General features: G+C 63.1%; 10 protein-coding genes. 6 read left to right on the forward strand and 4 right to left on the reverse strand.

All coding sequences use genetic code 11. The annotated features are described in order from the left end of the window. Position 1: 1 nt before the first annotated feature. On the reverse strand, positions 2-1,051 hold the full coding sequence (locus tag HNQ40_RS07485; protein ID WP_184677257.1) for a CPBP family glutamic-type intramembrane protease: 1,050 nt from the start codon (positions 1,049-1,051) through the stop codon (positions 2-4). Between the two features lie 159 nt (positions 1,052-1,210). Between HNQ40_RS07485 and HNQ40_RS07490 the strand changes: the two genes are divergently transcribed. From HNQ40_RS07490 to phnD, 5 genes are all read left to right on the forward strand, one after another. Next, the gene (locus HNQ40_RS07490; RefSeq protein ID WP_184677258.1) at positions 1,211-1,720 is read left to right on the forward strand and encodes a peptide chain release factor family protein; all 510 of its coding nucleotides are present in this window, start codon (positions 1,211-1,213) and stop codon (positions 1,718-1,720) included. 228 nt (positions 1,721-1,948) lie between these two features. Next, positions 1,949-3,100, forward strand: a complete 1,152-nt coding sequence (locus HNQ40_RS07495) for an HD-GYP domain-containing protein (RefSeq protein WP_184677259.1) — start codon at positions 1,949-1,951, stop codon at positions 3,098-3,100. A 145-nt stretch (positions 3,101-3,245) separates the two neighbouring features. Next, complete coding sequence (locus tag HNQ40_RS07500; RefSeq protein ID WP_184677260.1) at positions 3,246-4,814, forward strand: DUF1800 domain-containing protein; 1,569 nt, start codon at positions 3,246-3,248, stop codon at positions 4,812-4,814. Positions 4,815-4,892: 78 nt separating this feature from the next. Further along, complete coding sequence (locus HNQ40_RS07505; RefSeq protein ID WP_184677261.1) at positions 4,893-6,218, forward strand: DUF1501 domain-containing protein; 1,326 nt, start codon at positions 4,893-4,895, stop codon at positions 6,216-6,218. A 172-nt stretch (positions 6,219-6,390) separates the two neighbouring features. Further along, positions 6,391-7,521, forward strand: coding sequence for a phosphate/phosphite/phosphonate ABC transporter substrate-binding protein (gene phnD / locus HNQ40_RS07510; RefSeq protein WP_184677262.1), 1,131 nt, complete (start codon positions 6,391-6,393; stop codon positions 7,519-7,521). A 17-nt stretch (positions 7,522-7,538) separates the two neighbouring features. On the opposite strand, the gene HNQ40_RS07515 is transcribed toward phnD, so the two are convergent. The 3 genes from HNQ40_RS07515 to HNQ40_RS07525 all read right to left on the reverse strand — a co-directional run bounded on the left by HNQ40_RS07515 (position 7,539) and on the right by HNQ40_RS07525 (position 12,267). After that, the gene (locus HNQ40_RS07515; RefSeq protein WP_184677263.1) at positions 7,539-8,294 is read right to left on the reverse strand and encodes a M90 family metallopeptidase; all 756 of its coding nucleotides are present in this window, start codon (positions 8,292-8,294) and stop codon (positions 7,539-7,541) included. Next, positions 8,294-11,239 carry an aminomethyl-transferring glycine dehydrogenase gene (gene gcvP / locus HNQ40_RS07520; protein ID WP_184677264.1) on the reverse strand — a complete coding sequence of 982 codons (2,946 nt, stop codon included), beginning with the start codon at positions 11,237-11,239 and terminating at the stop codon, positions 8,294-8,296. Before gcvP ends, HNQ40_RS07515 begins: the two co-directional genes overlap by 1 nt. A gap of 110 nt (positions 11,240-11,349) precedes the next feature. After that, positions 11,350-12,267, reverse strand: a complete 918-nt coding sequence (locus tag HNQ40_RS07525; protein ID WP_221435416.1) for a hypothetical protein — start codon at positions 12,265-12,267, stop codon at positions 11,350-11,352. Between the two features lie 81 nt (positions 12,268-12,348). Between HNQ40_RS07525 and polX the strand changes: the two genes are divergently transcribed. Then, positions 12,349-14,097, forward strand: a complete 1,749-nt coding sequence (gene polX / locus HNQ40_RS07530; protein WP_184677266.1) for a DNA polymerase/3'-5' exonuclease PolX — start codon at positions 12,349-12,351, stop codon at positions 14,095-14,097. The last annotated feature ends 2 nt before the right edge of the window (positions 14,098-14,099 follow it).

Genomic DNA, 14,099 nt, shown 5'->3' on the forward strand with positions numbered 1-14,099 from the left:
TTTACAGGAAGCGCCAGTCCTGCCAGAGGACGGTGTAGCCCCAGAGCAGGGCGTTGGTGATGCCGTGGGACCACGCGACAGGGCCCAGGCCCAGCCGGCCAGCGCCGTTGACGAAACCGGAGTCGGGGGCGTCTTCGCTCAGTCCGTTGACCGATTTCCAGGTCTCGCCCTTGGCTTTGCGTGGCTTGTTGGTGATCCAGACCAGCCAGCACCAAACGACTCCACACGCAAAACAGCCTGGCCAATCGCGCGGCTGGTGGCTGGCGGTGAATACGATCGTCGAGGCGATGACCGCAAATAAGGTCACGGCCCCCACAGGCGTCTCGACCAGTTGCTTGGTGAATGCGGGGGGCTGTTCATTGGCGTTCTTGCCCGCCTTGGTTTTGCTGATCCAGTCGCCGATGACGGGCAGGTCGCTGGCGAACTGGAGCAGGCCGGTGACGGTCGACCCGGGGCGTTGCAGCCCGCGGAGCATGGCCGAGCGGATGAACATCTCTTCGAACAAGGGCACGATCAACGACATGCCCAGCAAGCGCAGCCCGAGCGCCAGGTATCCCAACGCCGGGGTATCGGTGATCTGTTGATCGATGGGGTGGGGGACGGTTTGGCCCTCCGCGTCGAGGTCAGGCCCGAAGCGGTTGGGTTCACGGCCGAGTTCTTCGTAAGGAAAGACGCCGAAGGCCTTGGACCATTCACCGGCCATCGCTTGTTCCCATCGCCAGCCCAGTTCGCCACCCATGGCGTAGCCCAGGACGACCCAGGCCACCAGCAGCCCGACCCCGGTGGGGATCGCCAGCCAGTGGAACTTGAGGTTGAGCTCGGGGGTGAGCTTGCGGTAGTGCCAGAGCAGCCAGATGGTGGCGACACACTGGGCGATGTAGATGAACGGCTTGGCGGGGGTGAGGCTTTCGGGCAGGAACTGCGTGACCGTCATGAAGACGATCCAGCAGAAGAACGGCACGATACGTGGGTGCCAGGGATTTGAGCGGATCCATCCGTCCAGGCCGGTGGCGGCTTGGGGGGGAGTCGGGGATGGGGAGGTCTCTGGCATTCGCGTGGCTCGGGGACAGGGAGTAGGGCGCTAGGGAGTTGGGATTAGGATAATGATGTTTGTTGGCGGAACACTAAGATCGGAGAGCCAAAGGCAGGCAATGAGTTTACATCTTCGTTTCTGCCCCTACGCTCCAGCTCCCTACTTCGCATCTCCCTCATGACCCACCCCGCCCGACTGCCTATCGACGAACTGCTCAAGTCGTGTGAGGCCCAGCGTTTTCGGGCCTCCGGGCCCGGGGGCCAGCACCGCAACAAGGTCGAGACCGCGGTCCGCTTGCTCCACCGCCCCACCGGCGTCGTGGCTCAGGCCAGCGAACGCCGCAGCCAGGCCCAAAACCACGAGGTGGCCGTGTTCCGGCTGCGGGTCAGCCTTGCTTTATCGGTCCGCTCCCCGGTTGCCGAGGGCTCAGAACCCTTGCCCAGCGACCTATGGCGTTCTCGCTCCAAGGGGGGGAAATTGGCGATCAACCCGTCACACGACGATTTCCCCTGCCTGTTAGCCGAGGCATTGGATGGCTTGGCGAGCCATAGCTTTGAGGTGCCTGCGGTGGCGGGAGCGTTAGGGGTCAGTAACTCACAGCTGCTGAAACTACTGCGTCACGAGCCGCGAGCGATGGAGTGGCTCAACGCCCAACGTGCCGAGGCCGGTCTGCCCGGCTTACGGTGAGGGCCCGGTGGCGGATTGGTTGATCCCGGCCCGCTTATCGGGGGGCTGGGGCGACTAAAAGCGGTTTCGGCGGGTTCCGATAAGAAAAACAGAGTTAAGCCCTCCGATATGCCGGTCGAGTAAGTGGAGGAGATGTATTGCGTTATTGGCGTTGTACGCGCTGAAACGGAATGTCGTCTTGGAGCAGAACACGTGTTACGAGTAGATGTCAGACAAGCCAAGCCGGGGATGAAACTGGCGCTGCCGGTGAAGAATCCGCAGGCGATGGCTCGCACACTGCTCAAAGCCGGATACGAACTCACCGAGGAGGCGATCTCACGCGTCGATGAGATGGGGGTACGGACGCTGTGGGTGGATTACCCCAGCCTCGCCGCGGTTGAAAAATACCTGAGCATGGATGCCCTGAAGGTCCAGGAAGATGTCGCGGCCAAGATCGCGGACACCTTCGATCAGACCCAGGGCCAATCCGCAGCCAAACTGGACTACGAGACCTATTCGAACTCGGTGCAGTCGATGGTCGACCACGTGACGACCAACCCGAAGACCGCGGTGTTCATCGGCGAGATCTCCGACTCCGCCGACGACATGATGCGCCACGCCTCGACCGTGACATACCTGTCCGTGTTGATGGGGATGAAGCTCGAGGCCTATCTGGTCAAGCAACGCAAACACGTCAACCCCGCCCGGGCCAAGGAGATCACCAACCTGGGCGTCGGTGCGATGCTGCACGACTTCGGGATGACGCTCTTGCCCGAAGAGGTGCGTGAGCGGTTCTATCTTGAGAACGACGATAGCGACCCTGAATATCAGGAGCACACCGCGCTGGGCTTTCGGGCGGTCCGCGGTCAGATCGATCCGTCGGCGGCGACGGTGCTGCTGCACCACCACCAGCGATTCGATGGCTCGGGTTTCGCGGGGGCCGACTTCCCCGTGCAGTCGGGTGAGAGCATCCATGTGTACGCCCGTATCGCCGCGGTGGCGGACCAGTTCGACCGGATGCGTAAGCCCATGAATCTCCCGGAGCAGCCGACGGTGGCGGTGCTCAACGCGATGATGAGCGGCGCGATGCGTCAGAAGTTCGACCCCCATGTGCTCAAGGCGTTGATCGAGGTGGTGCCGCCCTATGCGCCGGGCAGCCAGCTGAGATTGAGCGACGGCCGGATGGCGGTGTGTGTGGATCACAACGTCAACGAGCCCTGCCGCCCGGTCGTCCAGACCATCCCCGAGCTGTCCCAAAACGATGCCAAAGACGGGGCGGACGCTGAAGGCGAAACGGTCGATCTGGCCGAGAGCCCGCCAACGCTGTTTGTGATCGAATGCGACGGCCTGCCCGTGGCAGAATTCAATTTCTCGCTCCAATCCTTCAACGAAGCGGCCTAAGGCCCGAGTTGGAAAATTGGGCTAGGTATCGATTTTGAGGCTGATATAATTAAGTTCTCGGGTCAGTTTTCCATCCACTCTTTATTCAATCTGAGGTTTTCCAAGCATGCGGCAACGATGTGATTTGGCTCGGTGTTGTAAGTCGATGACATGGTTTGTCTTGGTCGGTGGTTTCCTGCTGGCGGGCGTAATACCCGCGCAGGCCGCGCGCCCCGAGAAAGACCTCGGCCCTGAACTGACCGAACGGGAGCAGGCGTTCCACGTGCTGAACCGTCTGGCGTTCGGACCTCGCCCCGGCGATGTGGATCGCGTCATGGAGATGGGCTGGGAAAAATGGGTCCGCGAGCAGCTGGACCCCAAGGGCATCGACAACGACGCCCTCAACGAGCAACTCAAGAAGAAGTACCCCTCGGTCACGCTGCCGCTGGACCAGGTGCTCAAACAGTACAAGCTGCCCTATAAGAAAAACGCCACCGCGGAAGAGCAGAAGAAACGCAACCAGCTGCGCTCGAAGGCTCGGGACGAGCTGCGCGACGCCGCGCTCTACCGCGCGGTCAACTCGCCCCGACAGTTCGAAGAAGTCATCGTGGAGTTCTGGCGCAACCACTTCAACATCGACAACAACAAAGACGATGTCGCCTGGACCGCGTCTGACTTCGAGAACACCGTTATCCGCCGGCACGCCTTTGGCAAGTTTGAACACATGCTGCTCGCCTCGTCGCAGCACCCGGCGATGCTTGTCTACCTCGACAACGCCGTGAGTCAGAAACCCCTGACCGAGCGCGAGCTCAAGCTGATGGAGCGGTACGAGAACCGCGACTTTGTGCCACGCAGCGTCGCCGCCCTCGGGCGGGAGCGCGGGCTGAACGAGAACTACGCCCGGGAGATCATGGAGCTACACAGCCTCGGCGTCGACCGCCACTACAAGCAGCGCGACGTCACCGAGCTCGCCCGTGTCCTCACCGGCTGGTCGGTCGGCTACAACGAAGACGGCGAGTACGGCTTCGATTTCAAGACCAACTACCACGACGACGACAACAAGGTGATCTTCGGCAGCACCCTCCGCGGCGGCGGCATGAAGCAGGGCGTGGGCGTGATCCGCGAACTGGCAGACCACAAGTACACCGCGGAGTTCATCGCCTTCAAGCTCTGCCGCTACCTCGTCCGTGACGAACCGAGCGAAGCCCTGGTTGATCGCGTGGCCACGGTGTTCAAGCGAACCAACGGCGACCTGCCCAAGGTGTACGAAGCGATTATCTTCTCCAACGATTTCATGTACCGGCAGAACCACCGCGTGAAATTCAAGACGCCGTTTGAGTACACCGTCTCGGCGCTCCGCACGACCGGTGCCCAGATCAATTCAGCCGGCCCCACCCACAACATGCTCAAGCAGATGGGCCAGCCCACTTACCGCTGTGTCGATCCCACGGGATACTACGACCAGGCCGAGGCATGGCTGGATCCGGGCGTGCTGCTCTTCCGTTGGCAGTTCGCGATGTCGCTGGCCAACAACAACCTGAAGGGCGTCCGTGTGCCCGATCACCTCCAGGCCAACCTCAGCGCCGAGTCGCTCGACAAACGGCTCATCCAACGGCTGGTCCCCGGCGACGTCGATCCGCAGACCCTTAGAGAAGCCCAGGAAGCGCTGGCTAAGGGCGGGGCGTCCTCCGCCTGGGGCGTCATGCTCGGCTCACCCGAGTTCCAGCAGCAGTAACCCCGATCGGCCTAGACTCTTACCGGCCGAACCACACCTTCAAGACCACCCACCGCATCGCAAGCAGGAGTTCCCACGATGTCCCCCACCCGCCGCGACTTCTTGAAACAATCCGGCCTGGTCCTCGGGGCCGGCGGCCTGTCGGGCCTTACGCCCAGCCTCACCTACGGCGCTCCCAACGTGGACGGCAGCCAACCGCCCACGCTCGTGGTGGTCTACCTCCGCGGCGGCCAGGACCCGATCAACTCGATCATCCCCTACGCCGACCCGCTCTACGCCAAGCTCCGCCCAACCATCAAGGTCAACCCGCCCGGCGGCGGAGGCGGTGTACTCAAGATCAACAAGTACTTCGGCTTCCACCCCGCGATGAAGGAAATCGCCGAGCTGTACAACCAGGGCATGATGTGCCCGATCCTCAACTGCGGCTCAACCCACCCGACCCGCTCCCACTTCGACGCGCAGGACTTCATGGAACGCGCTGCACCGGGCATCAAGTCGGTCACCGAGGGTTGGCTCAACCGCTTCCTCTACGCCACACAGACCAGCGAAGATGCTGATCTCCGGGCGCTGTCGCTGCAATCGACGCTGCCTCGCTCGATGCGTGGGCAGTACGGCACGCTGGCCGTGCCCGGCTACGGCGCCGACCAGGTGATGAACACCTTTGAAGACCTGTACGACTGCGACTCGAACAAAGAAGCCCGCAAGAAGAACGCCGCCGAGGGCGAGATGACCGCCGGCGGCGAGTCGGCAGAGCCCGCAGCCGACCTGCTGCCCGAAGAAGCGATGCGCCAGCGGATCGCCGAGACCGGTGACGAGAGCATCCGCAAGCTCCGCCAGATCAACAAACTCGTGGGCAAGGGTGGCCAGGGCAACTACCCCAAGACCACGCTCGGCCGGCAGTTCCGCGATGTGGCCAAGCTCATCAAAGCCGGCGAGGGCCTCGAAGTCGCCGCGATCGACTACAACGGCTGGGACCACCACGCCTACCAGGGCGGCAACCAGGGCACCATGTCCAACATGCTCGGCAACCTGTCCAAGTCGATCGGCGCCTTTGTCAAAGACATGGGCCCGCGCATGGACCGCACGCTGGTGCTGACCATGAGCGAGTTCGGCCGAACCGTCCGCGAGAACGGTAACAACGGTACCGACCACGGCCGGGCCGGCTGCATGATGGCGATCGGCGGGATGGTCAAAGGTGGCCAGGTCTACGGCAAGTGGACCGGCATGGAACGCCGCAACCTCGTCGACGGCCGCGACCTCAAGGTCCACACCGACTTCCGCCGCGTCTTCGCCGAAACGTTGGCGAGCCTCTACGGCTTCGAGGCCGACAAGGAAGACTTCTTCCCCGAGTACAAGAGCCGCGAGAAGCCCGTGGGCTTCCTCAAGCGGATCGCCGAAGCGTAAAGCACGGTTCTGCGGGCGTACCGCCGCGCAACAGTAAAGATTGCGTAAACCCGACGGTTTTAGCTTGCGTCGCATGCTGTACAGCGTTCACAATAAGTGCCTTCTGTATTTCCGTCGGGGCTATTGCTGCGCGGTTCTTATCTTGTTTCGCTATTGATCTGGGAGTCTTGATATGTCCGAAACGCCCTCCGCCCCCGAAACCGCCTCGGCCGAGTCCTCGTCGGCTGCGACGCCTCCCGCCAAAAGGTTGTTCTCCCCCGCACTGGTTCTCGCCTGTGTCGCGGTGGGAGCCGTGGTGTTTGCGATTGCCTGGTCGCAGATCAACTCGCCAGCGGTTGCGGGACGTGGGGTGGATTTTGACCGGACGCTGAACAGCCTGGGCCTGGGCTCGCCGGTGAGTAACAAACTTGGCGATGCTTTTACGGACAGCGATCAAGACCTCGTGGTCGACACCCCGAGCGACGCCGCGGCGCTTCGCGACCCCGATACGCTGAAGTTCTGCTTCCTCAGCGAGAATGCGGGCAACGTCGACCCCGCCATGTGGCAGCCGCTGATGGATGCGATCTCCCAAGCAACGGGCAAGCCCGTTGAATACGCCAGCTTCGCCACGGCCGACGATCAGATGCTGGCGCTCCGTGACGGCGGCCTCGACATCACCCTGTTCAACACCGGCAACGTGCCCCGCGCGGTCAATGCGGCAGGTTTCGTGCCGGTGGCCAGCCCTTCGGTGCAGAGCGAGCCGGCGTCCTACAACATGCTGATCCTCACCAAGGCGGACAGCGACATCAAAGCGGTCGAAGACCTCCGAGGTCACCGTCTCGCGCTGACGCGTTACGGATCGAACTCCGGATACAAAGCCCCGCTGGTCTTGCTCAAAGAGTTGGGCCTCGAGCCCGAGCGTGACTACGACTTCGCCTTCAGCGGCAGCCACGACAACTCAATCAAAGGCCTTGCCGACGGTTCGGTCAAGGCCGATGCCGTGGCGGTGGCGAGCGACCTATTCGCCGCCGCGATCGAGCGCGGTGAGGTCAAGGAAGACGCCTTCACGGTGGTCTACGAATCCGAAGCCTTCCCCCGTGCCGCCTTCGGCATGGCCCACAGTCTCAAGCCCGAGCTCGCTCAGAGCATTCAGGACACCGTACTGAGCTTCCAATTCGCCGGCACCTCGCTGCAAGCCCAGTTCCCCGATAGCGACGGCTTCAGCCCGCTGGCCTACAAGGACAGCTTCGCGCTGATCCGCCGTATCGACGATGCCGTGGGTTTCAAGCACGAGATCAAAACCGAGGTGCCGACCGCTCAGTGATGAGTGCTCAGGGCGTATTACCGGGAAGCGGGGTCTTGGCCGTAATACGCGGACAAAACTTCGTATAGGTCGGCATGCCGCTTCTGGAGTTGGTGTGCTTTTTCGAAGAAGCATTCCGTGGCGACGGCGAAGAACTCCGCGGAGTTTGTGGTGCCGTACTGATCCAGCAGACTGGCTCGGCCTTCGTGTGAATCTTGGCAGAGTTGTTCGTACTCCGCGGTCATGACGTCGACCCAGGTTTTGAGGTCATCACGGCCGCGCAGGATTGGGGTGCCGTCGGCTAGGCCGTCATCGAAGTCGAGCATGTGGGCAAACTCGTGGTAGACGAGATTGCGTCCATCGCGTGGGTCGCGTCCGCCGTGACGGGTACTGTCCCATGCGAGGTACACCAGGCCGTCCATCGCCGCCTGACCCAGAAACTGCGGCCTCGTGTTTTCACGCTCGCGCCCGATTGCCAGGCTGTAAGCGGATTCAAGCACCACGATCTGACGCACGTTGTGGAATCGGTCGAGGCTATCATCAAAGCCCAACACCATGAGGCAGGCCTGCGCGGCGATGGTGAGCTTCACCTCATCGGTGATTTCTACACCGTTGCCGCCGTCCCAGCTTTTGGTGGCGGCAAACACACGGCTGTCATCCTCAAGTTTCCGCTGCTCCCAGCGGTTGAGCTTGTCGTAGTGCCTGACGTTTTCACGGATGATCCGCCTCCACGCCTCGGGCATCGGTTCACGCAGGATTCGTCGGCGTCGCCGTTCCCGGAACCACCCGAGCATCAGGAGGGCTCTCCGTAACTCTCCATCGGTGCACACGTGCAGACGAGGTTGCGGTCGCCATACGGGTTGTCGATGCGGCCCACGGCCGGCCAGAACTTGGCGCCCAGTTCGCGTTGCCGCGGGTCGGGGTACGCCGCGGTTTGGCGGGGGTAGGCGTGAGGCCAGTCGTCGGAGGTGACGTGGTCCGCGGTGTGAGGGGCGCCCTTGAGCGGGTTGTCTTCACGCGGCCACTCGCCGGCCTCGACGCTGGCGATCTCTTCTTTGATCGAGATCATCGCGTCGCAGAAACGGTCGAGCTCGGCCTTGGATTCGCTCTCGGTCGGCTCGATCATGAGCGTGCCCGCGACGGGCCAGGACATCGTCGGGGCGTGGAAGCCGTAGTCCATGAGGCGTTTGGCGAAGTCGTCCACGGTGATGCCGGCCGACTTCTCGAACGGGCGGACGTCGACGATGAACTCGTGGGCGACGGTGCCGGACGGGCCGGTGTAGAGGATGTCGTAGTGGCCGCGGAGGCGTGCGGCCATGTAGTTGGCGTTGAGGATGGCTTGCTCGGTCGCCTCCTTAAGGCCGGCCGGCCCCATCATCGCGATGTACATCCAGGAGATGGGCAGGATCATCGGGCTGCCGTAGGGTGCCGCGCTGATCGCATAGCCATTGCCTTCGGCGGGGTTGCCCGGCAGGTGCCCGGCGAGATGCGCGACGACGCCGATCGGTCCCATGCCCGGGCCGCCGCCGCCGTGGGGGATGCAGAAGGTTTTGTGTAGGTTGAGGTGGCAGACGTCGGCCCCGATCTTGCCGGGAGACGTGAGGCCGACTTGGGCGTTCATGTTGGCGCCGTCCATGTAGACCTGGCCGCCGTGTTGGTGGATCAGGTCGCAGGCCTGGCGGATGGTGTCCTCGAACACGCCGTGGGTCGAGGGGTAGGTGATCATCAGGCAGGACAACTCGTCGGCGTGTTGCTCGGCCTTGGCGGCGAGGTCGTCCATGTCGATGTCGCCGTTGTCCCGGCAGGCGACGGGCACAACGGTCATGCCCGCGATCACCGCCGAGGCGGGGTTGGTGCCGTGGGCGCTGGTGGGGATGAGGCACTTGGTGCGCTGCGTGTCGCCGTTGGCGTGGTGGTACGACCGGATCGCCATCAGCCCGGCGTACTCGCCCTGCGATCCGGCGTTGGGCTGGAGCGACACGCCGGCGAAGCCGGTGATCTCGGCGAGCCAGCTTTCGAGGTCTTCAAACAGCTTGGCGTATCCCTGGGCTTGATCCGTCGGGCAGTAGGGGTGAAGGTCCGCGAAGCCCGGCCAGGTCACAGGGATCATCTCGGCGGCGGCGTTGAGCTTCATGGTGCACGACCCGAGCGGGATCATGCCGTGGCAGAGCCCGTAGTCACGGGTAACGAGGCGCTGCAGGTAGCGCATCATCTCGTGTTCGGTGTGGTAGCGGTTGAAGACGGGGTGGGTGAGGTAGTCGGATTTGCGGCTGGTAAAGTCATCCAAGCCGCCCGAATCAGCTAGGTTGCTCCAGTCGTACTCTGCTTTTTCGTCGCCATAGCAGATGTGTATCGCTTCCCAGACGTCGTCTAGGGTATGCGTTTCGTCGAACGAAAAGATCAGCGTATCCGTATCGGCAAGACGAACGTTATACCCATGGTTTACGGCATGCTGCGCGGTTACCGAAAGGTCGGCTCCATCTCCCAGAGAGCTTGGGTCACGCCATGTCACACTGACTGTGTCGAAAAAGCTTGTGGAAGCAATAAGGAAGTTATTGCCATGCCGGTCGCCTTGATTAATCGCTGACGCGAATGATTTGGCAAGAGCATGGGTCCGCTCCGCAATGGCTTTCAACCCCTCCGGCCCGTGGTAGACCGCGTAGAACCCGGCGATATTGGCGAGCAAGGCTTGCGCGGTGCAGATGTTGCTGGTCGCCTTATCCCGCTTGATGTGTTGTTCGCGGGTCTGGATGGCCATACGCAGGGCGAGGTTGCCGTGGACGTCTTTGGAGACGCCGATGAGTCGACCGGGCATCTTGCGGGCGTATTTTTCCTGGGTGGCGAGGAACGCGGCGTGCGGGCCGCCGTAGCCCATGGGGACGCCGAAGCGTTGGGCGCTGCCCACGGCGATGTCGGCCCCCCACTCGCCGGGCGGCGTGATCAGGCAGCAGGCCAGCAGGTCGGTCGCGGCGACAACCAGGGCCCCGTGTTCGTGAGCGTGTTCGGCAACGGACGAGTAATCGGAGATGTCGCCATCAGTCGCCGGGTATTGCAGGAGAATGCCCGAGTATTCTTTACTTTCCAGATCGGCGTCGCCCGCGGCACCGACCTCCACCTCAATCCCCAAGCCTTCGGCCCGGGTCTTCACCACCGCGATCGTCTGCGGGTGGCAGTCCTCGGCCACAAAGAATTTTTTCTTTTTCTGCCGGGCGATGTTGAAACACATCGCCATCGCCTCGGCCGCCGCGGTCCCTTCGTCGAGCAGCGACGCCCCCGCCAACGGCAGGCCGACGAGGTCGCTAACCATCGTCTGGAAGTTGAGCAGCGCTTCGAGTCGGCCCTGCGAGATCTCGGCCTGGTACGGCGTGTAGGGCGTGTACCACAACGGGTTCTCGAGCACGTTACGCAGGATCACCGGCGGCGTGATCGTGCCGTGGTAACCCATGCCGATCATCGAGGTCATCGGCTGGTTTTCGTCGGCATAAGCTTGCAGTTTCGCCAACGCCGCGGACTCACCCAGCGGCTGCGCATCATCCAGCCCATCGAGCTTCAGAGGCCCGTCCAAGCGGATGTCCCGCGGCACGGTCTGCTCGATCAACGCGTCCATCGAGCCCACACCCACGGTGTCGAGCATGGTTTGCAGGTCGGCCTCGGAAAAGCCCATGTGCCGACGCGGGAAGGTGTCCAGCGGGGCGAAGGCGGTGGCAGGGGTTGAGTTCGAGGCAGCGGTCGGGGGCATCGGAGGGGTTCCAGGGCGGGAGCGGGCAGGGCTGAGTTTAGTCTACGCCAGTGTGGCGACGCCCGGCTGTACAAGGGATGAAAACTCCGGGGCAGCACGCCCGTGAGCGTTCACGATGCATCGGGCGTGGCCGGGGCGGTCAGGTCGATCAATTGCACATCGCCGAGCACCGCATCAAGCTGCTTCAGTTGCAGGTTCGTGGTGTGGTGGACGCGGAGTCGCCAACCGGTGGCTTCCTCATCGGGGCCAGGTACGAGGGTGGGCTGGCTGAAGCGCCACTGGGTGGCCATTGTGTCGTCGAGGGTGATGGTGCCCCGGCGATAGCCGGTGGACAGCACGTTGCCCTCGGCGTCGATCAGCTCCAGACGCAGCGGCCAAACGCCCGGCTCGGGGTTCACAGCGTGCAGCTGCAGCTCCTGCCGGTCTTCGGTGGGTTGCACCGTCAGAACCCACGCCCCGGCGACATCGGCCGAGCCGCCGACCGCGGGCAGGTCGAGGTCGAGCGTTTGCTCGTCGTCCGCCAGGATCGCGTAGCTGCGGATGGCCAGGCGCTCGAAGCGCGGCGTGAGGTAATCCAGGTCGCGCAGCAACACGTTGAAGGTCAGCCGCTGCGAATTGACCCGGACCATCGTTGGGCCGAGGCGGCGGTAGAGCTCATCGACGGGTTCGTTGAGCAGGGCGTCGGGCGTGGGGTAGCCGTCGGTGTTGTAGCGCATGGGTTGGTCGTCGGCGTCGTGGGCGGCGGTGACGCACCAGGCGAGCGGGCCGTAGGCGTGGTCGAGGCCGTCGGGCCGGGCGAGGGTGCCGCGGACAGCGATGGAGTAGAACGCCTTGGGGTTGTTGTGGTTGCGGCTGGCTTTAATGTCTAGCTGCTCGATGATCGGGGCCTGGGGGTCGACCTCGGGCATGGCCTCGACCTGGATGTCCAGCAGCGTGGGCTTTTCCGGCTCGGCCAAAGTCGGCACTGCGAATCCGTTAAACAGGGCCAGAGCGAGAACAGACGCAGTCCAAGAGCGGTGATGTGGCATAAGATGATCCCTTCGGGGCCGCTCCGGCTTACGTCCGATAGCGGCCGATGACCCTCAATCATACCGCCCCGCCGAGACCCGATGCCGACCACCAACGCCCAACTCGCCGCGATTTTTCATCAGATGGCCGACCTGACCGAGATCACCGGCGGGAACCGGTTCAAGGTCAACGCCTTCGCCAAGTCCGGGCGGGTCCTCGAAGACATGACCAAGCAGGTCTCGGAGATCGATCCCGCCCTTTTGCCCAAGGTTGAGGGCATCGGCAAGGGCACGGCCGAGCGGATCGCCGAGTTCCTCGAGACCGGGCAGATCGCCGACCACCAGAAGCTGCTTGCTCAGGTGCCGAGCGGCCTGCTCAAAGTCATGGACGTGCCCGGGCTCGGGCCCAAGACCGTGGCGCTGCTGTGGAACGAGGTGGGCATCGAGTCGATCGACGACCTGAAAGCGAAAATCGAGACCGGCGAGCTCGAAGCTCTGAAAGGTTTCGGCAAGAAGAAGATCGAGAACATCCTGAAGAACCTAAAGTTCGCTGAGTCGGCCGGGGATCGGCAGCGGATCGGCTTAGCGTATGCGTTGGCGATCATGCTGATCGAAGACCTCAAGGACCTGCCCTCAATCGAGAAGATCGAGTACGCCGGGAGCTTGCGCCGGGGCAAGGAAACCATCGGAGACGTCGATATTCTCGTCGCGTCGTCTGGCACCGACGAACAGAAGAAGGCCATCTTCGACGCCTTCGTCAACCACGTCGCGGTGGCGGATGTGATCGCTCATGGCGACACCAAGGCGTCGGTCCGCACCCACGAAGAATCCAAGGGCATGCAGGTCGACCTCCGCGTCGTCGCCCCCGAGAACTTCGGCGCGGCCCTCATGTACTTCACCGGCAGCAAAGAACACAACGTGAAGATGCGCGAGCGGGCCATCGCCCAAGGCATGTCGCTCAACGAGTATTCGCTGTCGAAGGATGGTGAACCCATCGCGGGTGCGACCGAAGAAGACGTCTTCGCAGCGATGAACCTCGCGTGGGTCGCGCCCGAGCTGCGTGAAGACCGCGGCGAACTCGCGTTGGCGGAATCGGATGAACTTCCAAAACTCTTGGAGCTCGCCGACATCAAAGCCGAGTTGCACAGCCACACCACCGCGTCGGATGGCCGATGGAGCATCGAAGAAAACGCCCTCGGCGCAGCTGGCCGCGGTTTCCACACCGTCGCCATCACCGACCACTCCAAGGGCCAGGCCCAGGCCAATGGCCTGAGCGAAAAACGCCTGGTCCAACACATCGAGGCCGTGCGCAAAGTCGCCAAGAAACTCGAAGGCACGATCACCGTTCTGGCCGGCAGCGAAGTCGACATCCTCGCCGACGGCTCGCTCGACTACGACGACGACTTGCTCGCCGAGCTCGACATCGTCGTTGCCTCTCCCCACGCGGCGCTCACCCAAGACCCCGCCAAGGCCACCAAGCGCCTACTCAAAGCGATCGAGAACCCCTACGTCACCATCGTCGGCCACCCCACCGGCCGGATCGTCAACCGCCGCGAAGGCCTGTCGCCCGACATGGAAGCGATCTTCAAAGCCGCCAAGGACCGCGGCATCGCCCTGGAGATCAACGCCAGCCCCTACCGCCTCGACCTCCGCGACACCCACGCCCGCACCTGGGTCCAGGAGTACGGCGGCAAACTCGCCATCAACACTGACGCCCACAGCGAAGACCACCTCAACAACCTCCGCTTCGGCGTTGTTACTGCCCGACGGGCTGGGGCGACCACGGACGACGTGGTGAATACGATGTCGAAATCGACGCTGGCGAAGTGGATCAAGTCCACACGGCCATAGGC

The sequence above is a fragment of the Algisphaera agarilytica genome, from assembly GCF_014207595.1.
GTDB lineage: Bacteria > Planctomycetota > Phycisphaerae > Phycisphaerales > Phycisphaeraceae > Algisphaera > Algisphaera agarilytica.